We start from the raw sequence: 24,827 nt of genomic DNA on the forward strand, positions 1-24,827 counted from the left end.
AAAATCCTGTGAAGCTAGCTTCACAGGATAGTAATTAATTATTTTATAATCTGTCAACCTATTTTAGGACGACTCAGGTATATTAATTACAAACTATTTAAATAAGATCGTACTAGGTTATAACCTTCACTATGAACCATTGTAGTGCCAATTTGTGGCATACTATAATTTGGTACATAACTTTGCATTCTTGTATCTATGTCTAACCTACGTTCAAATATTTGAGTTAATGCAAAATCTAACTCATATGGTAACCTTAAAGTAGATTCAGACTCGCATGAACCTCCATCTCTGTGACATGTAGCACAATTAACATCCATATAAGCTCGTGATCTTTCAGCAATAGTATAAGTGCCACTATCATCATCCCATTTTGGCAATGGTGTTATACTAGAGGCATCTATAGTTTCAAGATAATTATTAGCAATTAAATCTTGTATTTGATTATTTGCATTAAGGTTTCTTAACTTAGGGCCAAGTGGCGTTTTAGTACTAGAAATTTCATGACAAGCAATACAATCTGCAGACGAAGGAATCTTATAACCAACATTTTGCGTGTCTCCATCACTATCTATATATGAAATGGCAACATTACTTCCCGTATTATCTAAAACAGCATCAGTCTGTGCATTATTCCATACATAATCTCCCATTTCCCAGACACCGTTCTTTTTTAATAAAATTCTAGTTTCAATTATAGTTTTTCCAAGGCTTGTATCTCTATCATCTACATTATAATAAAATGTTTTGGCTATAAGAGTATTGTCTGGGAAATCTGGCATATTTTCTCCATTTGGAGTCATTTTGGTACCATCTGGTAAAGCTACAAGACGTTGTTTACTTGAGTAATCTGAAAATAGAGGTGTAATAAGATCATATTCAAAAACATATTGACTTGGTGTTAAGTCACTTAAATCTCCACTAAATAAATTTAAATCGGAAAGATTTGGTAAGAACTCTGCAACAACTCTAGGAGGAGCAGTTGTAAAGCTTATAGCATTAGCATTTGCACTTTCATTGGAAGCACTACAAATAGCTTTTATATATACTTGGTAAGTTGTATTGTCTGTTAAGCCTGTAAGAGAAATGTTAGTTTGAGAGCTAGTAACGGTTGTACCAGATCCAAGAGTAAATCCAGTTACACCATATTCAATACTATAAGTAGCGTTAATATTGGCATCACTCCATGAAATATCTGCATTATCAATGCCAACAGTAGTGGCTTGTATAGATGTTGGAGTATTACATACGGCATCTTCGGTTTGAGGCACATCATCATCATTTCCACAGGAAAAGATAAAAGCGAATAAAATTAAAGGTAAAAGTCGTTTTTTCATAGCATAATTTGTTTTTTCGATTGTGAAAATAAGTAATAATTGGCTGACATACAAAGATTAATAGTAAATTGAGTTTCCGTATTGTATGTTCTTATTGCTTTTAAAAGGCCTGTTAAATCGTCCATTTTTTTTTATATCTTAGGATTTCAATTATTTAATAATGCCATACTGGTTACATACTCTTATAATAGTACTTGCTATTTACATAGTTATTAGCGTTGCATTGTATTATTTACAAGATTATATTTTATTTAAACCAGAAAAACTACCTAAAGATTTTCAATTTTTATATGAAAATCAAGAAACAGAAGAATATAACTTAGAAACTAGAGATGGAGCTATTATTAATGGAGTTCTGTTTAAGCCTAAAGGAGAATCTAAAGGTTTGGTTTTGTATTTAAAAGGAAATTCTAAAAGTATAAAAGGTTGGGGCAAGTTTGCTGTAGATTTTACTAGGTATGATTATACAGTGCTAATGGTAGATTATCGAGGTTTTGGAAAAAGCACAGGAAGGCGTTCTCAAAAAGCAATAAAAAGAGATTTACAAGTTGTTTATAATAAAATAAAAGAAAGAACAACCGAGGATAGAATTATTATTTACGGACGCTCTTTAGGCTCTGGTTTTGCAGCCAAACTGGCTTCAACAAATCACCCAAAGATGTTGGTGCTTGACGCGCCTTATTATAGTTTAACAAAGGTGACTAATCGTTATATGCCATTTATGCCATTGTCAATTTTAATAAAATATCCATTACCAACATACAAGTGGTTAAAATATGTACAATGTCCAATACATATTATTCATGGTACAAATGATAAATTAATACCATTTAAGAGTAGTATTAAATTAAGTAAAGTAAATCCAGAGCTAACAAAGTTACATAGCGTTATTGGCGGCGGACATAAAAACTTAAATAACTTTGAATCTTACCATAAAATGATTCGCGATATTTTGAATTCGAAAGTAGAACCTATAGATTTTTCAACCACAAGTATTAATGTCATTCACTCTTCCAAAAAAACGAAAACTTAAAAAAGTCGTTTCAATCATTTTTGTTTTATATATAATTAATGGTCTAGCATTGTACCTTTTTCAAGAGTCGTTATTATTTAGGCCATCAGTGTTAGCTCAAGATTATAAATATGCATTTTCGCACCCTTTTGAAGAATTGTTTCTTAAAACCGAAGATGGAGAAACAATTAATGCTATTCATTTTAAAAAAGAAAATCCAAAAGGAGTGGTGATTCACTTTCATGGAAACAGAGGTAATATAGACGAATGGGGCCAAAAATCTAAACTATTTCTTGATAGAGGATATGATGTTTTTGTAATGGATTATAGAAGTTACGGAAAAAGTACAGGAGTAATAACAGAAACTAGTTTTTATAGTGATGCATTATTGTGTTATAATTATGTAAAATCAATATATTCAGAAAATAAAATCACAGTGTATGGCCGTTCTTTAGGTACAGGATTTGCAACCTATGTGGCATCAAAAAATAAGCCAAAGCAATTAGTTTTAGAGTCACCATATTATGAAATTGCAGATCCAGCACAGCACCGTATTATTATTTATCCAGCTAAACTCTTTTTGAATTTTGAATTGCCCACTTATAAGTATATTAAAAATGTGATATCTCCAATTACAATTATTCATGGTACAGATGATTATATAATACCTTATGAGTCTGCAAAAAAATTATATAATATAATTCCAAAAGATTTAAAAACTTTTATAACTATAAAAGACGCAAAACATAGTGATTTATTTAAATTCGACAGCTATGTAAAAGCAATTGATGCCTTGTTATTATAGTGTTACTATTGCGTTAGTCTAAAAAAAATACCGTTTATCGAAATCTCATGTTTTATGTTGAATTTCAATTGTTTAATACGTTTTTATGTGTTTTTTTAGTAGAATCTAAACCACTATTATCATACAATCACCAATGGAAATGTCTAATTTGATATTACTTATCGTTTCAGTACTTTTAATATTAACTATTATTAAAAGTTATAGAACATTATCAAAGATTAAAACTTCAAGACAAATGGGAGTTAAGTTGTCTAATAGAAATTGGTATTATAGATTCTTAACTAAATATTTTATTAAAGACCTACCATCTTAATTAGTTTCTTATAAAGAATAAGCGTTTATATGTAAGTTTAATGTTTTTGATTAGACTATTTTTTTAAATGCTAACAAATTAATTAGTACCAAAAATATCCCTTATTATGAAAGTTATTAAAGCCTTTTTATTATTGTTTTCAGATTGTCTTGATAGTGAATTTGAAATAGATAAGATATGTAAATCAAAATAGAAAAAAATAAAAAGAGCTACAATTAAGAGTTTCTTTTTATTTAATATTTATGTTGTTCTAAATAGCTATATTTTAGCATTTACCATAAATAACATTGCCTATAACTTGAGCGATATCTGGTTCGCCAGCAGTAAATGTTAATACCAATTCTTTTTCAAATTTAAGTGGATATGGGAATCCTAAAGTTACATTTTCAATTAATCCTGTTTTTACTAATACCATACCGTATGGATTTTGACGTCTAAAGCCTAGGTTTTTCATTGCAGCATAAGATAAATTAAAAATACTTTCTCCATCAATAGTTAAATCGACAAAAGAAATATCGTTTGTACCACCTTGCTTGCTTAAATGTGCCGCTAAAAACAGTCCTGGACCTTTTAATTTTACTAACTCATGTTTTCCTTTTTTTGGTTTAACCTTTAAACCTTGTTTTCTACGTGGGGCGCAAACGCCACCTATGCATTCACATCTTGAAGTTTCCATAATACCTATTTTATAATATACTTACTCTATTTTATGGCTTTTCAGTTATCGCCATACCAATTTCTTTAATTGATGTGGCAAATATGAAGTAATTATAAAAGTAAGAACAGAGTGGTTTTCTCTGTTTTAATGGGGTGTTATGCCCTTTTTTGTAGAAGATCTATATTCTGCTATTAAAAGCTTATGGTCTGAAAATAAATACTGAAATTTATTAAGTTGAATAGGTTGATTAGTTTTGTTTAACCAGATTTGATCTAACTCTAATAAAGGTATTCCATATGGCCAGGTGGCAGTTAAACCATCAGAATAATCATGAAAACTTTTATAATTAATTTCGTAATTTTTAAAATGAATACTTTCATATGGAGTGTTGAAATCTCCTACAATAATATCAATATTATTTTCTGTTGAAAAACTTAAAACATCTTTTAAAGCATCCCTTTTACTAAAAAAGGGACTGGCATAAATATCAACAATTATTATTTTAGAAGTTGTACCATCTATTGTAGATTCTATAATATTGAATTTATAACTTTTCTTTTTAGATTTATAAAAAACGGAATCAATTTTACCTTTAACGCCAATAAGCATATTCCCTTTTAATTTTTTGAAGCTATAGTCTCGAAACTCTTTTTTCAAAGCGATTATATCTTTTTGTAGAATATTTTCTGCTTCAACAAAAGTTAAAATATCAATATTGTATTCTTTTATTTTTTCAAAAATAACGTCTAAAGGAAGGCCTTTAGAGTTTTTAGCTACATTCCAAAATAAAATGGAGCTATCTTTTTCGGATAAAGTCTTGCTTACTGGGAATACATAATAATTATTAAACCAATGGTAGGATAAGATTAAGGAAAATCCTATTAAAAAATAGACTAAAACTTTTTTCTTTCTATAGAACCAAGAGGTTAATAAGCCGAAAGGAATAATAATTATTATAGGGAAAGCATAGAATATTATACTAATAGGAAATATGTAATCTTTAATTACAAAATGAACAAAAACCAAAAAAGCATATATTCCAAGAATATATGCTTTATATTTTTGAATAAAGGCCATCTATTTATACTAGCTCCACAAATAAACCATCATCTGTTTTATTAACCTTAGCAACACCAAGTTTAGTTAAACCTTTTATAGTTTTATCCCATTTCTTATTGCTTAAACCAGATTGACCTTTTAAGTCATTTAAAATAATAGGCGTGTTTTTCTTTAAGATTTCAAAGACTGTTTTTTCTTCTTCACTCATTGGTATTGCTTTCTTTTCAGGTCTCATTTGAGGAAAGAACAATACTTCTTGAATAGATTGGTTATTAGTTAAAAACATAATTAATCTATCCATACCAATTCCCATTCCAGAGGTTGGAGGCATACCATACTCTAAAGCACGTAAAAAGTCATGATCAATAAACTCAGTCGCTTCATCATCTCCTTTTTGGGCTAATTGTAATTGGTGTTCAAAACGTTCGCGTTGGTCTATTGGATCGTTAAGTTCAGAATAAGCATTTGCAATTTCTTTACCACAAACCATTAATTCAAAACGTTCTGTTAGTTCAGGATTATCACGGTGTTCTTTACATAATGGTGACATTTCTTTAGGATAGTCTGTAATAAAAGTTGGTTGTATGTAGTTACCCTCACATTTTTCGCCAAAAATTTCATCAATTAATTTGCCTTTACCCATGGTATCGTCAACTTCAATACCCATGCCTTTAGCTGCATCTCGAATTTCAGTTTCAGTCTTTCCAGTAATATCAAAACCAGTAAATTCTTTAATAGAATCGGCCATGGTAATACGCTTGTAAGGTGCTTTGAAATCTACTTTGTGTTCACCAAAAACGGCTTCACTTGTTCCGTTTACTGCAATAGCACAATGTTCTAATAAACGCTCACAAAAATCCATCATCCAGTTGTAATCTTTATAAGCTACATAGATTTCCATGGCTGTAAATTCTGGATTATGAGTTCTATCCATACCTTCATTTCTAAAGTTTTTAGAAAACTCATAAACACCATCAAAACCACCAACAATTAAACGTTTTAGGTATAACTCATTAGCAATTCTCATGTATAATGGAATGTCTAAACTATTGTGATGTGTAATAAAAGGCCTTGCAGCTGCACCACCAGGAATAGGTTGTAAAATAGGTGTTTCTACTTCAAAATAACCAGAGTCATTAAAGAAACCACGCATGGCATTAAATAACTTTGTACGCTTTACAAAAACGTCTTTTACGTGCGGGTTTACTGCTAAATCTGCATAACGTTGTCTGTAACGCATTTCTGGGTCTACAAATGCATCATGTTCATTACCTTCGGCATCTATTTTAGGTAGCGGTAAAGGTTTTAGAGCTTTACTTAATAATGTAAAGTCTTTAACCATTACTGTTTTTTCTCCCACTTTGGTAGTGAATAATTCACCTTCAATACCTATAAAATCTCCAATGTCTAATAACTTTTTATAGACGTTGTTGTATTTGCTTTTATCGTCTCCAGCACAAATTTCATCTCTATTAAAATAGACTTGAATTCTTCCTTCACTATCTTGTAATTCAGCAAAGCTGGCATTACCTTGAATACGACGAGACATTAAACGTCCAGCAATAACAACCTGTTTACCTTCCTTAAATTCCTGTTTTACTTGTTTAGAAGTTTCAGTAACTGGAAATAAATCGGCTGGATATGGGTTAATACCCATGTCGCGTAGCTTTGCTAGCTTTTCTCTTCGTACGAGCTCTTGCTCAGATAATTGTGACATAGTTTAATCTTGTTTTAAGGGTGCAAAGATAATGGCTTTGTAACAAAACACAATAGCTTGCGTCCTATTAATATCAATCAATATATGCTAAACATGGTTTAGTATTAAAATCAAATTATATTATGAGTATTTGGAGAGTTATCCTTTCTATTATCTGTCCGCCACTTGCTGTTTTAGACAAAGGTTGCGGCTCTATTTTAATCACTTTTTTATTATGGTTATGCGGTTGGGTTCCAGGCGTTATTGCTGCCCTAGTTATAATTAATAATCCTGAAAGATAAATTGTATCTTTGCTGTCTATTAAACCCTTAATTTTATATATAAAATGAAAAAAATTACTTTGTTGTTTGCTTGTATAGCGACGTTATTTTTAACGAGCTGTAATTTTACTGAAGAGATTACTTTTAATGAAGATGGTTCTGGAGAGTTTATTATGAACTATGATATGGGACAAGTAATGTCTGCTCTTAAAGAAATGGGAATGGATGGTTCTAAAGCAGATGGTGAAAAGAAAAAGAAAAAAGAGGTTATAGATAGTGTAATCTATTTTAAAGATATGCTAACTGAAGGAAAAGATAGTATTGCACAATTATCTGAAGAAGAGCAAAAGCAAATAAAAGCTCTAGAAACGGTGGTTATGAAAATGAAAATGAATGAAGAAACTGGCGATTTTAATTTTGGTTTTGGTTCTACTTTTAAAAGTCTAGAAGAATTACCTCAAGTCTTTGAAAAAATTGAACAAGCTAAGAAATATAATAGTAAAGATAATCCGCAAGCCGATAAAATTAGCGAAAGTGCATTTGCTAAGTCTAGTGAAAATATGCTAGAAAAAGTGGATTATAAATATGACGGAAAAAGATTTAGTCGTTTTCTTAAAGAAGAGCCAGAGGCTGCATCTAAAGAAGAGATGGAGTCTTTAAAATCTGAGATGGAAGAAATGGGAGAGATGAAAGGCATGTTTGAAGAAATGTCGTACTCTTTAGTTTATAATTTTCCTAAGAAGATAAAATCTGTATCTAATAAGAATGCTAAAATTAGTAATGATGGTAAAACTGTGACATTAAAAATGAATTTTATGGAGATGATTGGGTCTCCAAAAGATATGAATTTAGATGTTGTTTTAGAAGATTAAGAGTGAATAAAAACATTGAAATACAAGATTTAGGATCTAGAGATTTTAAAGCTACTTGGGATTACCAAGAAGAATTGTTTAAAAGTATTTTAGATACTAAGATTAAAAATAGACGTGAAGATGCTGGTTTACAAACTAAAAATTACTTTTTGTTTGTAGAGCATCCTCACGTTTATACTTTAGGTAAAAGCGGTGATATGTCTAATTTATTATTAGATGAAAAGCAACTTACAGAAAAAGGCGCTACATTTTATAAAATAAATCGTGGTGGAGATATTACCTATCATGGTCCAGGACAAATAGTTGGCTATCCTATTTTAGATTTAGATAATTTTTTTACAGATATACATAAATACCTTCGTTTTTTAGAAGAAATGATAATCTTAACGCTTGAAGAATATGGTTTAAAGGCCGAGCGTTCTCCGGGAGAAACAGGTGTGTGGTTAGATGTAGGTACACCATTTGCTCGTAAAATATGCGCTATGGGTGTTAGAGCCAGTCGTTGGGTAACAATGCATGGTTTTGCTCTTAACGTAAATGCTAATTTAGGGTATTTTGATAATATTATTCCTTGTGGTATTCGTGGTAAAGCTGTAACTTCTCTTAATGTTGAGTTAGGCAAGAAAATGGTGGATGAAGAAGAAGTAAAAGATAAGCTGTTAAAACATTTTACTACGCTTTTTGAAGCTAAATTTGTTGGTGTAAATGTTAAGGTTTGAAAAACAGGCAGATAGTAATAAAAAGTAACAGCGATTAAATATACAGATATAATCGCTATTACTTAATACACATATTACTTGTTTTAGTTTAACCAACCGGTTCAGGTTTATGTAAACTTACTACACTTAATACCGCAAAACCATTAACCCAATAATAATAAGCATCTATTCCTTTAAAAGAGAAAATAAAAGGCGCTAATATAAAAATTACAGCTACTAAGAAATCTACCACTAAGTGCATTTTATATGAAATAACAGGTACAACTCCTAAATGATGATCTGTTAATATTGTTAATACCAGTGCTGCAATTCCAGTACAAATAGAAAGCCATAAAGCTAATGGGTTAGATTCCCCTAAAGTTAATATAAAGGGAAGTGCTATTAAAGCAATAGCTACTGGATAATCTAAAAAAGCATGTATCCTTTTTGTTACAAATTTCATGATTCTATAATTTTAGTAATTAATAGTATAAATTAGTTGTAAGTCTTACTTAGTTTAGTCCAGTTTTTGTCTGCTATATTTTTTAATTTAGTATGGTTTTTTTCTGCTAACCATAATTGTTTAGCGTCTAACTCTACATTATTTAGGTATAAAAAATACTTACCATCTTTAACTATAAATTTATTAGGATCTACTCTAAATTTCGCTCCTGCGTATGCTCCAAAAGCACAAAAGCCACCATATTGAGGTAAATATTTTGATGGGTTTTTATCGAATGTTGATTTTTGATCTATAGAAGTAAAGTAGTAAACCACTTTTTTGTATTCAGACTTATAGTTCTTATTTCCTATTTGAGCTAGGCCTAAATCTAAATAAGATACTGGGCTATATCCTTGAAGAGCTATATTGCTGTTGTCTAAGTTGTTTGCCATTTTATCTTGTGCAGATAAAGAAGCAGTTATTATAAATGCTAATGCGATTAATACTGTTTTTAAATGTTTCATTTTTTTTATTTTTTAATTGTTACTATTTTAATTACTCTGCGTTGAAATATTCTTCTTGAATAACTTTGCCTTCTGCATTCCATATTCTACGAATAATTTCGTGCCAGTAAATTTTACTTCCGTCTTTCATGTCAAAATCAAATGTAAATTCTGATGCAGAAACATTGCCATCTGCTATAGAGTGATGGTGTGTAATACCGTTTACTTTAGCAATAGCTCCAGCAAAGTTTTCCATTTTTGAAATCATTTCTAATTTCCCTTTTGTGCTGCCATTTCCGTAGTCTGATGTGTTTGCACTATCAGCGAAGAATTCTTTTACGGCATCTACAATAGCACCTTGAGATACTATGGCATCCATTTTTTGTACTTGTTCTTTAATATTCATCTTTTTTATTTTAGTGATTTATACACTGCAAAGATGGAAGAGAATTAAAGTTTAGATGCTACAAAAAAGAGACTAAGAATTGTACTTTTTTAGTTTAAAGTTGGTGGGAGTAATACCAGAATAGTGTTTAAAAAAACTTGTAAAGTGATTAGGTTCTTCGAAACCTAATTTTCTAGATATAGAGGTTATTGATTCGTCTTCAATAAGCATTAATTTAGCAGTATTAATTAACTCTAGTCTAATTAATTGCCCAAGTGAAGTGTTCATTTTAGACTGTACTTTTTTAGATAGTACTTTTACAGAAAGGTTCATTTTATTAGCATAAAACTCAAGAGACCGTTCTTGAGCATGATATTTTTGAAGAAGCTCTATAATGTTTTGAGTAAATAAATCACGATTTTTAAAATCGAAATTTTCTCTAAATTGTTTTGGAGTCTGGCCTGTAGAATTTTTAAAAACACGATTAAAATAGGCATCATCTTTAAATCCTAGTTCGTAAGAGACTTCTTGAATACTTTTATCTGTAAATGCGACTTGTTTTTGACTCTCTTGTAGCCTTTTAGATCTCATTAGGTTTTTAACAGATAAACCAATTTTGTTTTTAATTAGAGCTTGTGCATTATAACCACGATCATTAATTAAACTTACTAAATCGTTTCCTGTTAAATGGTTGGAGTATTCTTTGTCAATAATTTCTTTTGCGTCAAAAATAACTTGGTATTCTTCTTTGTTAGCTTTAAATGGATTTTGCCAATACCATTGTTTTGAAGACACATCAATAATATCTGAAGAATTATCTGTTAAGGCAGATTCTGATAAAAAAGTATTACAATCTTCACATTCTAATAAATCTATATAGCCTAATGAAATTAGATGCTTGAATAATACTCTAACATCATTACTGTAAAATTTTGTTTCATTAGAAAATTCAATTCTTCTAACTATAAAATCATCAGATAAAAATTTAATGTATTGGCCTTTCTCTAAGAAGATTGCTTTTTCTTGCCAATCAAAGTAGTTTTTAAAATCTACTTGAATACTTCCTTTACCAGTTAGAATATGAATAAGCGTATGGTTCTCTATAAAGTAAACTTTATTTATTTCTGGAGATATTTTTTCTACTTTTTGCATTCGGTTAAAAATATCTATTTCTGGTAATATAACTCATTTTGATATTGAATATGTTACGGGTCTAATGGATCGTCTGATCTTTGAAGTACATCCATACTTGGAGTAAAACGTGTTTTGTAGAGAGATAAAAAACGAAATTTTCCAACTTTATAGCCTAATGTTTTTTTACTTGCATTTTGGTAGGTTGATATTGCTTGAGCTCCAAAATAGAAATTTTGACCAAAAGACGTTATAATTAATGCTCTTTCAAGGTTATGTTTAAGCATGAATCTGCCACAATTTCTCATATTTGTAACAGAAGTTCTAGCGTATGGATCCATTGCAATTTGGCTTTCATTTAAATTGAACCTTTCCATTAATGCCTGTTTCATGCCATAAGCCTCATTCTTTGGCGTTTTTGGAGGACGAACATTACCGCCAGAAACCATAATCATGGGTACATTAAACCGCTTCATAGCTTTAATGGCACGCTCTAATCTTTTTATAGCTTTTTTATTAATACTTTCTGGGTTAGTTACATTTCTAGGTGTATAGCCAGGAACAATGATTATTTGATATTTTAATTTTTTAATATTTTCGATATCTTCTTGAATTGCTATACTAGCAGCCGAATTTTGCGCTGTAATATTAATCCCCACATTACCTTCACGGGCTACATTAGGTGTTGCATATGCATACAATTCTGGTTTAATAGGTGTAATTATCATGGATTATATATTTGTCAAGATTTCGATTATATAATATTTTATTTTTTTTAAATTATATGAGATATAATAAAATTACATGAGCTTTTGCTTTAGCACTAATTTAGTCATTTTTTATAGGACTTAATTCTGTTCTGCTTGAAGTTTTTTTATATCACGAGTCAATTCTGAGCATTTATTTATGATTTTTTTATAGTTGTTTCGTCTTGTAAAAGCACCATTTAATTGTATTGCATTTAATAGGTGATTATTAGATTTTAAAGACATAACATCATCAATGTCATAATTAGTTATATTAGGGATACTTTGCGATATTAAATTAAGTATCGTTTTTGTTGACGATTGAATGAAAAAATCTTCCTCTTTTTCTAATATTTCATAAGCATTATAAAAATTAATAATTTTCTTTCTCAGTGTATCATTCTTAATGATTTTTAAATGAGAATTATTTATCATTTCACTATATGTTGACTTAATAGCGGTCTTTGGTTGTATTGGACGCCATTGATATTCAAAATAATATATAATAGAATCGTGCTTAATCTCTTTATTAATAAGATCTAAAAAATGATTTTTAATTTTTGCTTGGTTTTGTAGTTGACGATAATTTTCAGTTAAACCAATTGAGTCTTGTTCTAATTCTGTGACTAAATTTATAAGGTATTTTTTTTCTAATCCACTTTCAATACTTGATTGTTTCCAATTATTGAGTTGAATGGCAATTAAAATTCCAATAACAACAAGAACAATTTCTCCTATTGCGTATTTAAGATAGTTAACTGTTTTTCCTTCGGAAAGTAAATTTTTTCTAATTTCTCTAAAGAACTTTATCATTAGTTAGTAATTTCTGATAAATGTGAATGACACCAAATATATGAATATGATAAAGGTAAGTAGGCCTGAACCAATTGATTTATCTTCGCATTTTTATTTCTTGTTTAATTTATGAAAATCTAGCACCACTACAAAAAGCAAATTACTTTTCTATCTAACTATAAATTACTATGATTTTTACAAACTAACTTTTTTAAATTTCTGTGAATACCCTTCATTAGAAATGAAATTTAAAATCAAATATTGATTTTCTAGCTCATAACTGATTGTTGCAATATTTGGGTTTTGACAATTTGTTATTATTGTATTATCATTATAGGTCCCAGAACTTATTATTTCATCTGAATATGGGTCGCACAAAGAAATATTAGTTGTTACAATTCCATTATCATTAAATTCAAGGATTTTATTGCTATCAATAGGTTGGAAAGTTCCACTTCCACCTCCAGGATCTGCTAGAACTTCAATTAATTTCCAATTTCCAACTAATCTTGTATTTGAGTTAGAATCGTCGTCATTATTACAAGAAAATAAAATTCCTATTGTAATTAAAGTAAATATTATTTTTTTCATATCAATCGTTTTTATATAGATGCTAGAATTGTGAAATGGTTGCGTTAAAATTGCTAACGTCTTGTTTAAGAAATCTAAGTAGATTATAAACTATACGATTTCGGATTGGTACTAAACCAAATATAAATATTTTGCTATTACCTTTTTTATTGAAAAGACCAAATTTTATAGTTGGCAACTTTATAGACAAATACAAATCTTTCCATTAAGTACAAAAACTCTATGTTTTCTATACATTATTATATATAAACTTTACTATTTTTTAATTATTAAAGCCAACCATAATATATGTATACTAATGCAACAGTGTCAATAAATCCGTGAACAGCAATATTGAACCATAAATCGTTTTTACGAATATGAAAAATAACAGCCAAAAGCATACCGGTAATACCTGATAAAATCTGCCCACTTATTCCTTGATAAGCGTGTATCCAACCAAAAATAAATCCAAATAGTAGAATGTTAATAACAAGGCTAATTTTATTTGATCCAAAAAACTTAGTAAATTGCCTCATTAGGTAGCCTCTAAATACAATTTCTTCACCAAACGCAGCAGAAGCCCAAATAAGAACAAGTAAATTTAGTGTAGCGGGCAAGTTTCCCTTATAGTGTTCGAATACAGAAAAGTCTATAGGTTGCCCAGTAAGATAGATAACACATGGCATCATTACATAGCTATAAAATAGGAATATAACTATACCTAATACAGGTGCAATAATTAATAGGTTCTTTAGATTTATTGCTTTACGTTTAAAACCTAAAGAGTAAAAAAGTTCTTTTTTGTATTCTATTGCGCTTGCTATCATTAATATTAAAGCAGCTATAATCATTTGAAAATATCCTGATAGGTATAAAATATAACAAAGAATTATTGCAATTACTGGTGTCAATTTTTTAGTTAAAAAGGTTTTGTTCATTTTTTTATCGTTTTTAATTTTGAGCTAATTAATAACGATAAATCAATAAAAACGGGAGTAAACCAGTCATTTTAACTGAATGGTATCAAAATAACAACTGAATAATCAACTCAAATTAAATTTTTTTCTCAAACCAATCCATGAATGATTGTTTTTTGTACCTACTTATATTTATTTGAAAAGCTTTTTCGCTAGAAACTGTAGACTTGAGTAATACAGATAGTTTTCCATTTTCTATTGACTGTACTTGTTCAATAGAATGGATATGAAGAATAAATTGTCTATTAGCTCTATAAAAACTTTGTTCACTTATTTTACTTTCAACTTCATTTAGTGTGAAATCTGTAAAAATTGTAGTTCCATCGGTTTTTACAATATATACTATTTTGTTTTCACTATATATATAGGCAATTTCTGGATACTTAACTAAGGTTATTTTACCTCCTTGTTGAACTTTAAGCGTACCTGTTATAGAGATAAGTTTGTGAAGTTTGTATATATCAGTTGAAAATAAAAGAGTAATTCCGAGAGTGCATATTAGTAAGGAGACAGAAAGTCCCGTTAGTAGATGGTAAATATTGTATGATTCAATTCCATTAATTAAACCATTTAAAACATAATATAAAAAGATATATAGTATAGTAATATAGCCTAAAGTTGAAAACAGAAAACGTAATAATAGCTGCGTATTAATTTTTTCGGTGAAGTATTTAGTTTTAAAATATTTGAAATTAAAATGAGCAATAAGAATTATAAGACTTCCTGCAATTATTGATACAACAATAGGAAATAAAGGGAATTTGTAGTTTTTATTAAACGGAAAATTTTCTGGCTCAAAAAGATGGTTTGATAAAACAGAGATTACTACAATTATAAAGCCATTTCTAACCCAAAAATTTGAAAAACTAACATGATTTTTCAAAGCGTTAATTATTGTTTTTATCAAAATTTTAATCTATTATCTTGGTTTTTTAACAAATATAAACCAAATAGAAAACCTGTGAGGGTTTTCGTAAATAAGCGAATATTATTAAATAATTATATGCATTCTTAGTTTTAGTTATTTCATTTTTAATTCATTTGTTAGTTTGTCAAATTCCATGAACGTTTTTTCGAAATTATCTTTTACTAAAGCATTAATTAAAACAGCACGAGTTCCATTTACAACACTTGTCATTTTAATTTGTGTTTCCTCATTATTTAAAGTCCCAATTATCAGTTCTTCGTAACATTTAAATCCATTCAGTTTTTTTCTGTCTGTAACTTCCCTTTTTGAAATGGCGAGTCCGTTACTTTTTAAAGAGTTTAAGTTGTTCTCAAAGAGTGATTTAGGACTCATATTTAGCCTGTTTGTTGGTATTTGTGAAACTAGATATACAGATTCTCCTGTAAAATGGTCCTTTTTTACTCCATTTTTTGTGTAAAGGAACATATTAGAAACCGTTTTAGAGTACTTGTATGAGCTTTTAGAATCGTCCAATTCAAAAAATGCTATTTCAAAAGGATCAACAGTTCTTTTTTTGTCATACTCTATAGTCAACAAAGCCTTTTTTATTTCTTCAATTTTATCTTTTTCAAAATCAGGAATAAAGGCCATTACCATAACAGAAAACTCATTATCGCCAAATACAAGCTGTAGGCTTTTTTGATTTTGGTTACCTTGAAGAAATGCTAATTTTGCAGGATAATCGTCAATTTTTAATTCTTGAAAATCAAAAACTTTTATTCCTTTGTTTTCAAAATTTTCTTTAGTGAAGTTTTTAGCATTTGAGTTATAGTTGCCACCAAAAAGTTCCATAAACTGAATTAGAGATTGTCCACTTTCAAATCCGATAAAGTCTTGTGAAGGCTTGAAATTTTTAGGTTGGTCTAAATAAATTCTAGTACCAAGAACCAAAGTTTTTTCAGAATTCTGTTTTTTACTTTCTGTAGATTGTCCACAAGCACTTAAGGTAAGTGTAAGGGCAATAAATAATAATTTTATTCTCATTGTTTGGGTTTAATTACAGCTAACGTTTCATATATGTGTCGCAGCTGTGCAAAATGTTACCGAATTATAGATATTTCTATGTATAGGTTGCTAACTTTTCCTTTTTGTAAGATTTTGATTTACCATAAATACAATAACCTTTCGATCTATCACTTAAGTACTATGATCACATATATATTGTTGCGCTTAGTTTTTATTCTTTGTGAATAGGCATAAATCTTCCAAATTAACACTTACTAGTTATGGTTTATACTAGTTATTTTTCTTGGTGGCTAATTTCAAGTTTTATTGATTCTTTAGGTTCTGTTCTAATATTTTTTCCAGAATTGCATAGTTCGAACATTGTTTGTTTTAGTAATTCATTGTTTTCTGACTCTATCCAATAAGTTACTGCTAAATTTAAGTATTGATAATATCTTAATTCTATTATTCCATTAAATTTTTCTTTCTTGTTATTCTCTTCTGATATCAACGTGAATAATGTCCAAGTATGATTATTATTCATTTCAAGATTAATGATTCCGAGTTCTGGATCTCCATTAAATCGCCTTGTGTTGGTTTCTTTTTGCGCTTTAACAATTGTTGAATTATTAATTAATTCAAGTAGTAAATCAAATCTACCCTTATTCACTTTTAATTCATTTACTAAACCTGTTTTGCGTTTAAAAATTAATGGGTTTTTATAACCACCTTCGTACATAAAAGAATAATCAATTATTCTTTTTTTATCAATATTAATTTTGTTTTCAATATTTAATTCATTCTCATTTTCTGGAACCTTTGTATTTTTTAAATCAAATGCGACTAATTTGTATGAATCATTTTTATTAACGAAATGTAACAGAACAAAATAACCTGGAACTGGTGAAGGCATTTTTACAGCGACAGGTACATAAACGGAAGTTATTAAAACTGAATCTTTTGAAAAAAAATCATTAGATATTATTCCTTTTCGAGTTTCTAAAATAATATTTTCCTTCTTGTCAATTTCAAGGTCGCCAATTAATGTCTTGTATTTATCTATTATTTGATCGGTATTTGGTAAGTCATTAAAATACTCATCAGAATAAAATTCTTTTTTAATTTTTTCTACATCTCCTTTTTGAAAACTCTCAACAATACTAATAGATTTTTCGTTAATATCCTTTTTACAACTATAAAAAAGGAATAAAATTATTAATATCAGAGGTGATTTTCTCATAATTATTGCGAACGTGTTTGTATATGATTTTGTTGTGTGTTTTAAGTAACTAAATTAGCAAATACAAACCGAATAGAAAATCTGCGAGGATTTCCGTAAGTTAGTTAGTATAGACAATTAATTATATAGGTTGTTGTAGACTGTTTTTTTAATTGCATCCACCACATCCACCACAACTACTACATCCACTATCACATGAAGAACAGCTAGATGCATCAAATTCGGAATCGAATGAATCTAAGGTGTCATCAAAACTATCAAAATAAGAATCAAACATATAATCGTCTTCGAAAAAATCAATGTATAGCCACCAATCACTATCAGAATCGTGAGCGTTATTATATAAAACTTTCTGTTGATTTAGTAATTCTTTATCGATGGTTTTTAAAAGTTGAAAATCTAGATTTTTTAATAAAAAAATATTCCCTCCAATACTTAGTAATAACTCTAATCCTTTCTTCTTGTCAGTATGAAGTAGATGGGCTATGTTTTTGTCAATTTCGTTTAAATAATTTGATAATTCTTTTTTTAGTTTATTTCCGTTATCTGTTAGTTTATTTAATCTAAAAAGATTTAATAAAAATGACTGCTTAAAATATGGATTGCTTTCTCGGTTACTTCTAATCGACTTTTTATAATTCCAGCTTCCATTTGAAGTGTCGTAAGCCATTTTTATGAAATTCTTAAATAGTATTTGAATGTCTGGGCTTTTTATAAATGGACTTAAATAAATTAATTCGTGATTTTTGGGATTGTATTTATTAAAGTTTTTACCAGAAACGACATATGTGTATGTTCTAATATAATTATCTCTAGGATGCGACTTTTTATTTATTTCTTTAATTTCAATTACTTTTTTAAGAAGTAAATCCATAAAAGTGAATTTCATTAAATCCTTCAACTGTGCAGAAGTACAGTCTTTAATAAACATCGTTTCTGCAGGTGTTATTTGAGATAGTATTTTCATTAATTTTTAAAATCTTAGTTTAGGTATTATCCAATTCCTCTTTCTGTTAACTCTTGTAAAATGAATTTCATCAAATCTAGTTTCTACATCAATCCAAATATCTTTAGGTGGTTTTTCATTAAATAAAGATTCATAAAACTCAAGTGTTTTTATATACTGTTCTTTAAATAAAGTTCTTTCCTCTGAACCTTTTGTTGGTCCGTGATGAATATTTTTATTTATTGTGTTTTTACAAAGTTCAATCCAATAAGACTCTGTGTATAATAAATGAAGATGCCAAACTTGGTCAATTTGATCTGAAGGTGTTTGAGGAAAATCAGAAATAGTAATTAGAAAAATAAATTTTTTGTATTCAAGTATTGCTCTCAAAGAATACTCTATTGACCAATTATTTTCTCTTGCTAATCTATCTGTAAAACTGAAAGAAGAATCTATGTCGTCAATTTCAAAATTTTGAATTTTATTCCATATTTCATTTTGCTGTTCAGTCATTTTTGGTAAATAGTAGTAATGTTTAATATATATGTGTCGTAGCAGTACAAAATGTTACCAAACCATCGCCTTTTTTACGTATTGGTTGCTAACTTTTCCCTTTTTTGTAAGATTTTGACTTACCAAAAATACAATAACCTTTCGATCCATCACCTAACTACTATGATTACATATATAGTATAGTGTGACGATTATTTTTTCAAATCATTAGGGTCAATACTTGTTCCAATTAGATCACACTTTTGTTTTAATTCATCATCGTTCAAAAGCCCCATTCTATAACAACGTGTAAGAAAATAATAAGCAGAATTTACTAAATTCCGCCTTGTTTCATTCATATCTGAACTAGAAATTCTGTTTGGTGGAGAAGGTGTCCCATTGCTCAATTCGCATTTGCCACCACAATGAGGGCAATAATCATAAACCTTTGTTCCGTGGCTGTTAATCCAGTTTTTTTGAATGTCTCGAATGTTATTAAATCTGCTATTGTATTGATCAATGGTTTTCTGTGCTTCAAGCACTTCATTTAGCCAAAAGTCAATATTTGCAAATTGTCCAACAACATGATGAGCATAACCAGACTTAAAACGTCTTAGTTGATCAGTTATCATATTTGCTCGTTCTATTGTATATATCATCAAAAATATTTATTTGGCAATGGCCCATAACATGTTTGTGTATGGTTTGTTGCGTTGGCTAAGAACTAAGTTAGCAAAAGAAAACTAACCTGTGGAAAATTCGTGAGGGTTTTTGGAATATAAACAGACCAAGCAATTTGTTATAAAGGCTGTTAGTAGTAGTTACTTTAATTCAAGTTCTCCTATTGCTATTCTTTCATAATTGTCTGAGTTTGGATTTCTAAAATTGTTTAAATACTCTTCTTCTATCCATTTTCCATTAAAAAAGATCAGATTTAAATACTCATCCTTGTTTTTTTTACTAGTTATTTTGATATAATCTTTTTCAGATGGATTATAATCAAAGTCAAATACATTGTCAGAATTTAATTTAGCTATAATTTCATTTTTCAAAGTTTGAATTAACCCATTTTCAGAGGATGAAGGGAAATAATCTATTTCTATTCCGCTATAATCATTTGTGCTAAGTATTCTTTCTAAAGTCCACTTATACAATTCCCTGTTTTTATTCTTTCGAGAATTCTTATTGTGTATAATTCTCTTTTTTGAAATTAGTTTTAATTCTTTGATTTCTGAGTGTTTTTTGATTACTACTAACATACAAATTGTTGTACACCGTTATTTTTCAAGTTTAATATTTTCAAATTCATTATCAATTAACATCATTGCGAAATCATCCCTGTTAAGGCTTTCAATCGGTCTGTAATGCCAATGATGATAACCAAATTCTATATTATAAAAGTCCTTTGTTTGTTCAAATCCTAAATCAATTAAATTTCCGATAAAGTTTTTAAATATCTCTTCAGATTCAGTGTGTAACTGAACTTTTTTATGCTCGCATAACATCAAATTAGTTTTTCCAATATTTGAGTTTATAACCAATTCCACAAATCCATTTTCTATAGTGTTTGCTTGATGATTCTTAAGGAATTTTATTATTTTATTTTTATTTGTGATTGATTTACTTGCCCAAAGTTCTCTTCTTCTATTTAACCAATGTTCACAGATATATATCCAAAATGCATCAATCGGTTCTATAAAATCAAAACATTTAAAAAAGGTTTCAACTAACCTAGTTTTATCGACTACTAATTGAAGTTCATAAACTCCATTTTCGTTTTTATTATAGGCTGCAAAATTTTCAAGAATTAATTCGGAGTCATATTCTCCAATGATTGTATCAAACGAAATTCCAGTAGGAGGTTTAAAAAAATACTCTTCAGGATTAAGCTTAAAGGTATTTAATGAAGGAATCATGTAGGTTGAATCAGAAATTCGCTCAGCTTCTTCAGGAATTTTAAATTCATCTAAGTTATCGAGTCTAGTAGTTTCGATAACTGTTGGATTTATAATACCTTCTTGTTGTGCTATTGAATAAGTTTTTCCTAAAGCTTCTCCACATCTCTCTCCATAAGTATAGAAATTTCCGTAAGCTCCTGTTTCATTATCAAGGTTACCTTCGATTAAAAAATACCAAAACTGTAATTCTTTATCTTTCATTTTATCATTTCATACAATGGTGTACAACAATTGTATATAGTTATTATGGTAACTATATATCTTAAATATCAAATATATAGTTAATAAAAATAAGATTAAATACTTAAAGCAGATTAAAGTATTTAGATATTTTACCGAGTATTACATAAAGGTTGTATTAACCTTCTGCATTAAAAAATACTTTGTAGTAGTGCATTTTTTTCTCTTCATCGTAACCACGTTCTAAATATTCTTGAGCTGCATCTGGAGCATCAATATCCAATTTAATTTGAATATTAGTATCTAACTTAATATCTGTTTTAATTTTCTTTTTATCTTTTTTTACTACAGCTTCGGCTAAATCAAATTGGTTTCTAATTAATATATTTTGCTCTCCTTCGTATTCTTTTTTGTAATCCTCGAATAGACGAATATGTTTCTCTTCTTCGAAAACCTCTTCTTTAAAACGTTCAATATTAATAATTTCATTTTCTTTAAAATAATCGATTGTCTTAGCTAAAAAAATATTACGCTCTTGTTCGCCATAACTGGTTTTTAAAATTTCACTAGAAAACTCACTGCACATATCTAAATAGTTATGTGTGTGGTTATTCATATCGTCTGCATACTTTATATTAAGAAACTTATCTAGCCAATATTGCGCATCATAACTATTGTTATCTACACTTAAAATAATATTGCCTTCCATGTCTTTTTGATTTAAAATAAGACAGCCTTTATCTACTTTTTTAGAAGAAATTCCTTTTTGTACTAAAACATCATAACTATTATTTTCTAAATAGGTTTGAAAGAAGTTTATTTTACTTTCTATTTTAAAAATACCAATGGCATTGGTAACCATCTCTTTGTATTCTATGCCTTCAAAAATAGCAACTAAAACATCTCCTGTTTTTATTTGAGCAGAATCACTTTGCTCGTATAAATGTTTAACGATGTTTTTTGAAGTTTCTATAAAAGCATCGTCATCATTAAAAAGTTGTTTGCTGTAGGCATTAATTTCGTTAAGTTCTACATTGGCATGATGATTAAAACGGTAACTCTGTACTGCAGAACCAAAAGGGCGTAATAAAAAAGGTAACATAAGGTCATAGCTCTCTTCATCAAAATGCACTTCTTTTTCAGAAAATGCATTTTTAGTGTCGTTATGTTTATTACCTACTTTGTGAATTATAAATTTAGAAATGCTTGCGTTTTTGCGTGTAATCATCTTGAAAAAGTATCATTAAATTTCGAATTACAATAGTAAACATTTCAATAGAAAAAGACATAAAAAAAACCGAAGAGTTACAGCTTCGGTTTTATAATTTTTATTTTGTAATAAGTTAATTTAACTCTACATTAAAAGCATAAAGCTCGTTTCCTGCAATGGCATCATGTAGAGAATAAATTGTGCCCGAGTAGGTTGCAGCGTTAGATTGTACGAGGTTTCCTTTTAATGAATATTGAACTGTTGCATCTGTATTGAATGTGAAGTTTACTATAACTTCATTATTAATTATATACCAAGTGCCAGAAAATTGTGGTGCAGATGTAGCATCGTCTGCAGTAACTAATGCAGTGCCATCTGTATTAAACTCAACCTTAAAATAACCTAAATCATAAGTACCAGTAAAAGCACCTTGTATTTTATTTTCTATTATAAATGAGTTTGCTTTTTGTCCTGCACTATTACTTGCAAGAACTATAATACTATGTTCTCCAGTTGGTAGTTGATTAGTCCAACTTACAACTCCATTGGCTGAATTAATACTTAAGCCATCTAGAGATGTTGCTAAAGAAAAAGTACCTTGGTTACCGTTCCAATTTACAGTTGGTACACCTGTATTGCCTTCTTGAAAGAAAGTACTGAAAAAAGTTGTAAAACTATAGTTTACATCTGGAGTAGATACTGTAGGAGCATCGTCGTCTTTACTACAAGACATTACTATTGTAACTGCAAATAATAAAATAATTTTTGTTGATTTTAAAAAATTCATGATTTCTAATTTTAAATTTAATTGTGATTAATAGAGTTTATTTACTATTTAATAGTTGCAGTTATAAAAGGTTAACATTAATCATAAAAAAAACCGATAACTTTAGTCATCGGTTTTGATAAATAATAAAATAAATGAATAGTTATATCTCTAATCCAAAATAATCCATAGCTTCTTCATAAGATAGTTTGCTTACATCTACAGCGTTCTTACCAGCAGGAGTTCCTGCAACTAAAATAAACCTTAGTCTTAAATTACTTTGTGTAAACGTTGCTCTTAAAGTTGCAGATCCTACTTCAATCCTGTCAATCTCTAAAATAGTATCGCCACCAAGACTTAATGGTAATGTTTCCCAATAATCATTTCCGGTTACAGTGACGTAGGTATATACAATACCATTATCGAAAATATCTTGATTTAGTTCTGGAATATTAAATAGATTATCTCCAGTATTAATAGTCTGGTCTTCGAATAAAACAGAAGTTACATTAGCATTGCCATCTAAACCTGGAGCGCCTTGTTCTCCTTGCGGATCTTGTTCTCCATCTTCTGGAGAACATGATAGTGTAAAGGTTACGATTAATGACATTACTAAATACTTTGTTTTTAATACTAAATTTTTCATGATTTTTAATTTATAGTTATTTACTATTTAATGTTTGCTTAATGGAAAGGTTAACAGAATTCATAAAAAAAAGCCGAAGCTTCTATAAACTTCGACTTTTAACAACCTAAACTAAAAATGAATACGCTATTTATTAATTATTTAGAGAGCTTTTATTAAGCTAAAGATTGTTAATCGTTAACTTAAAAGACTAATTAAATGAAATGTTAAGGCTATTTTTATATAGTTAGTATTTACAATAACTTAATTACAACATTTTTTTATATTGAGAGCTGTCTATGGTTAGATTATGTTTTTCTAAAGTGATACATTTCATTGTTATGGTTTTTGGTTTCCTTTTAGAAGTATCTGTTATATTCATTTCTAATAGTAAACCATTCATATTTTTCATCCAAGACTTATCTATTCCTTTCTTAGATTTTTCAATAGCAAAAGCTTTAAACAAAACAAGGTCTAATTGTTCAGTAACCCATACTGTACCATGCATATCTTTACCTTTGGTTTTATATTCTTTTGCCAAATAACCTAAAATTGTTTTTGTGTTTCCTGTAGGTTTTATAGAATATTCTGTCTCTTCTATAGCTTCATTTGTTATTTTACCAAAATCCATATTCATAGCCATAAGTTGTTTTACGCCATTGTTATCCATAAACATAAACATAGATTTGTTTCTAATATCCATTACATTAATCATATTAGCACCTCTACTATCTGGAATGGAAGAAGCGGTATAGTCTCCATGACTATTTAAATAGTAAATAATTTCGTTTTTACGTTTTCCATTTCCTACTTGTAATACGTATTTATGAGTAAACCTATAAGTACTTTCAGGTGTTTTAGAAGAACTAATTGGTTGTCTAGGTGTTTTGGATTTCTTTTTATTGGACGAATTGTTAAATGTAGAATCGAAAGCTTTATTGGTTTCTTTTTCGGCTTTTTGCTCTACTTTTTTTTCTAGTGTACGTTCTGCAGCTTGCTCTGCTTTTTTTGCTAATTTTTTAAAAATTTGAGCATTAACATTATAAGTAAAACAAAAGCTGATAATTACTAATGCATATTTTATAAAATTGCTATTGTTGTACCTCTTATTAAATACACGTTTCTGGTTTTTGGTTGAAAAGTTCATAAAGATTAGTTTTAATTATTTATTAACTTGATAATCTCATTTTTAAAAGGTTAACAGAATACTCAGGT

The 24,827-nt window shown here is 28.9% G+C and carries 29 protein-coding genes; 5 read left to right on the forward strand and 24 right to left on the reverse strand.

From position 1 onward, the window contains the following. Positions 1 to 86 precede the first annotated feature (86 nt). Positions 87 to 1,337: a hypothetical protein gene (locus Q0997_RS18920; RefSeq protein ID WP_299891932.1), complete on the reverse strand. Its 1,251-nt coding sequence runs from the start codon at positions 1,335 to 1,337 to the stop codon at positions 87 to 89. Positions 1,338 to 1,497: 160 nt separating this feature from the next. On the opposite strand from Q0997_RS18920, the gene Q0997_RS18925 reads away from it, so the two are divergent. Together Q0997_RS18925 and Q0997_RS18930 are read left to right on the forward strand one after the other, a co-directional pair. Further along, on the forward strand, positions 1,498 to 2,370 hold the full coding sequence (locus Q0997_RS18925) for an alpha/beta fold hydrolase (RefSeq protein WP_299891933.1): 873 nt from the start codon (positions 1,498 to 1,500) through the stop codon (positions 2,368 to 2,370). After that, positions 2,336 to 3,154 carry an alpha/beta hydrolase gene (locus Q0997_RS18930; protein WP_299891936.1) on the forward strand — a complete coding sequence of 273 codons (819 nt, stop codon included), beginning with the start codon at positions 2,336 to 2,338 and terminating at the stop codon, positions 3,152 to 3,154. Before Q0997_RS18925 ends, Q0997_RS18930 begins: the two co-directional genes overlap by 35 nt. A gap of 578 nt (positions 3,155 to 3,732) precedes the next feature. On the opposite strand, the gene Q0997_RS18935 is transcribed toward Q0997_RS18930, so the two are convergent. The 3 genes from Q0997_RS18935 to lysS all read right to left on the reverse strand — a co-directional run bounded on the left by Q0997_RS18935 (position 3,733) and on the right by lysS (position 6,901). Next, positions 3,733 to 4,143, reverse strand: coding sequence for a hypothetical protein (locus Q0997_RS18935; RefSeq protein WP_299891939.1), 411 nt, complete (start codon positions 4,141 to 4,143; stop codon positions 3,733 to 3,735). A 126-nt stretch (positions 4,144 to 4,269) separates the two neighbouring features. Continuing rightward, a complete protein-coding gene (locus Q0997_RS18940; RefSeq protein WP_299891942.1) occupies positions 4,270 to 5,202 on the reverse strand; it encodes an endonuclease/exonuclease/phosphatase family protein in 933 nt (310 codons plus the stop codon). Positions 5,203 to 5,206: 4 nt separating this feature from the next. Beyond that, positions 5,207 to 6,901 (reverse strand): lysine--tRNA ligase, encoded by a 1,695-nt coding sequence (gene lysS / locus Q0997_RS18945; RefSeq protein ID WP_299891945.1) that lies wholly within the window; start codon positions 6,899 to 6,901, stop codon positions 5,207 to 5,209. Between the two features lie 122 nt (positions 6,902 to 7,023). On the opposite strand from lysS, the gene Q0997_RS18950 reads away from it, so the two are divergent. From Q0997_RS18950 to lipB, 3 genes are read left to right on the forward strand one after another with little or no spacing between them, the layout of a single operon-like run. After that, entirely contained in the window at positions 7,024 to 7,182 is a 159-nt protein-coding gene (locus Q0997_RS18950) for a YqaE/Pmp3 family membrane protein (protein WP_299891948.1), read from the forward strand. Between the two features lie 44 nt (positions 7,183 to 7,226). Continuing rightward, positions 7,227 to 8,033: a hypothetical protein gene (locus Q0997_RS18955; protein WP_299891951.1), complete on the forward strand. Its 807-nt coding sequence runs from the start codon at positions 7,227 to 7,229 to the stop codon at positions 8,031 to 8,033. Positions 8,034 to 8,035: 2 nt separating this feature from the next. Next, positions 8,036 to 8,752, forward strand: coding sequence for a lipoyl(octanoyl) transferase LipB (gene lipB / locus Q0997_RS18960; RefSeq protein ID WP_299891954.1), 717 nt, complete (start codon positions 8,036 to 8,038; stop codon positions 8,750 to 8,752). 88 nt (positions 8,753 to 8,840) lie between these two features. On the opposite strand, the gene Q0997_RS18965 is transcribed toward lipB, so the two are convergent. The 20 genes from Q0997_RS18965 to Q0997_RS19060 form a co-directional block, all read right to left on the reverse strand. Next, on the reverse strand, positions 8,841 to 9,194 hold the full coding sequence (locus tag Q0997_RS18965; RefSeq protein ID WP_299891957.1) for a hypothetical protein: 354 nt from the start codon (positions 9,192 to 9,194) through the stop codon (positions 8,841 to 8,843). 32 nt (positions 9,195 to 9,226) lie between these two features. Further along, a complete protein-coding gene (locus tag Q0997_RS18970; RefSeq protein WP_299891960.1) occupies positions 9,227 to 9,697 on the reverse strand; it encodes a YHS domain-containing (seleno)protein in 471 nt (156 codons plus the stop codon). 31 nt (positions 9,698 to 9,728) lie between these two features. After that, positions 9,729 to 10,082, reverse strand: coding sequence for a hypothetical protein (locus tag Q0997_RS18975; RefSeq protein ID WP_299891963.1), 354 nt, complete (start codon positions 10,080 to 10,082; stop codon positions 9,729 to 9,731). 72 nt (positions 10,083 to 10,154) lie between these two features. Beyond that, a complete protein-coding gene (locus Q0997_RS18980; protein WP_299891966.1) occupies positions 10,155 to 11,213 on the reverse strand; it encodes an AraC family transcriptional regulator in 1,059 nt (352 codons plus the stop codon). Between the two features lie 53 nt (positions 11,214 to 11,266). Continuing rightward, a complete protein-coding gene (locus Q0997_RS18985; protein WP_299891969.1) occupies positions 11,267 to 11,920 on the reverse strand; it encodes a YdcF family protein in 654 nt (217 codons plus the stop codon). A 120-nt stretch (positions 11,921 to 12,040) separates the two neighbouring features. After that, positions 12,041 to 12,751 carry a hypothetical protein gene (locus Q0997_RS18990; RefSeq protein WP_299891970.1) on the reverse strand — a complete coding sequence of 237 codons (711 nt, stop codon included), beginning with the start codon at positions 12,749 to 12,751 and terminating at the stop codon, positions 12,041 to 12,043. A gap of 177 nt (positions 12,752 to 12,928) precedes the next feature. After that, positions 12,929 to 13,324, reverse strand: coding sequence for a hypothetical protein (locus Q0997_RS18995; protein ID WP_299891971.1), 396 nt, complete (start codon positions 13,322 to 13,324; stop codon positions 12,929 to 12,931). Between the two features lie 269 nt (positions 13,325 to 13,593). Further along, positions 13,594 to 14,244, reverse strand: coding sequence for a type II CAAX endopeptidase family protein (locus Q0997_RS19000; RefSeq protein ID WP_299891972.1), 651 nt, complete (start codon positions 14,242 to 14,244; stop codon positions 13,594 to 13,596). Positions 14,245 to 14,359: 115 nt separating this feature from the next. Further along, positions 14,360 to 15,190 carry a LytTR family DNA-binding domain-containing protein gene (locus Q0997_RS19005; protein WP_299891973.1) on the reverse strand — a complete coding sequence of 277 codons (831 nt, stop codon included), beginning with the start codon at positions 15,188 to 15,190 and terminating at the stop codon, positions 14,360 to 14,362. Positions 15,191 to 15,304: 114 nt separating this feature from the next. Beyond that, complete coding sequence (locus Q0997_RS19010; RefSeq protein ID WP_299891974.1) at positions 15,305 to 16,234, reverse strand: hypothetical protein; 930 nt, start codon at positions 16,232 to 16,234, stop codon at positions 15,305 to 15,307. 256 nt (positions 16,235 to 16,490) lie between these two features. Then, positions 16,491 to 17,435: a hypothetical protein gene (locus Q0997_RS19015; RefSeq protein WP_299891975.1), complete on the reverse strand. Its 945-nt coding sequence runs from the start codon at positions 17,433 to 17,435 to the stop codon at positions 16,491 to 16,493. A gap of 148 nt (positions 17,436 to 17,583) precedes the next feature. Beyond that, complete coding sequence (locus Q0997_RS19020; protein ID WP_299891976.1) at positions 17,584 to 18,402, reverse strand: hypothetical protein; 819 nt, start codon at positions 18,400 to 18,402, stop codon at positions 17,584 to 17,586. A gap of 6 nt (positions 18,403 to 18,408) precedes the next feature. Next, on the reverse strand, positions 18,409 to 18,894 hold the full coding sequence (locus tag Q0997_RS19025; RefSeq protein ID WP_299891977.1) for a hypothetical protein: 486 nt from the start codon (positions 18,892 to 18,894) through the stop codon (positions 18,409 to 18,411). 191 nt (positions 18,895 to 19,085) lie between these two features. Beyond that, positions 19,086 to 19,505 carry a hypothetical protein gene (locus tag Q0997_RS19030; RefSeq protein WP_299891978.1) on the reverse strand — a complete coding sequence of 140 codons (420 nt, stop codon included), beginning with the start codon at positions 19,503 to 19,505 and terminating at the stop codon, positions 19,086 to 19,088. A gap of 189 nt (positions 19,506 to 19,694) precedes the next feature. Further along, the gene (locus tag Q0997_RS19035; protein ID WP_299891979.1) at positions 19,695 to 20,132 is read right to left on the reverse strand and encodes a hypothetical protein; all 438 of its coding nucleotides are present in this window, start codon (positions 20,130 to 20,132) and stop codon (positions 19,695 to 19,697) included. Positions 20,133 to 20,150: 18 nt separating this feature from the next. Continuing rightward, positions 20,151 to 21,032 (reverse strand): hypothetical protein, encoded by an 882-nt coding sequence (locus tag Q0997_RS19040; RefSeq protein ID WP_299891980.1) that lies wholly within the window; start codon positions 21,030 to 21,032, stop codon positions 20,151 to 20,153. Positions 21,033 to 21,189: 157 nt separating this feature from the next. Next, positions 21,190 to 22,239 (reverse strand): nucleoid-associated protein, encoded by a 1,050-nt coding sequence (locus Q0997_RS19045; RefSeq protein ID WP_299891982.1) that lies wholly within the window; start codon positions 22,237 to 22,239, stop codon positions 21,190 to 21,192. 115 nt (positions 22,240 to 22,354) lie between these two features. Beyond that, positions 22,355 to 23,008 carry a hypothetical protein gene (locus Q0997_RS19050; protein ID WP_299891984.1) on the reverse strand — a complete coding sequence of 218 codons (654 nt, stop codon included), beginning with the start codon at positions 23,006 to 23,008 and terminating at the stop codon, positions 22,355 to 22,357. 142 nt (positions 23,009 to 23,150) lie between these two features. After that, positions 23,151 to 23,633, reverse strand: coding sequence for a hypothetical protein (locus tag Q0997_RS19055; RefSeq protein WP_299891986.1), 483 nt, complete (start codon positions 23,631 to 23,633; stop codon positions 23,151 to 23,153). A gap of 247 nt (positions 23,634 to 23,880) precedes the next feature. After that, complete coding sequence (locus tag Q0997_RS19060; protein ID WP_299891987.1) at positions 23,881 to 24,759, reverse strand: DUF4412 domain-containing protein; 879 nt, start codon at positions 24,757 to 24,759, stop codon at positions 23,881 to 23,883. Between the last annotated feature and the right edge of the window lie 68 nt (positions 24,760 to 24,827).

The sequence above is a fragment of the uncultured Lacinutrix sp. genome (assembly GCF_947500325.1).
GTDB lineage: Bacteria > Bacteroidota > Bacteroidia > Flavobacteriales > Flavobacteriaceae > Lacinutrix.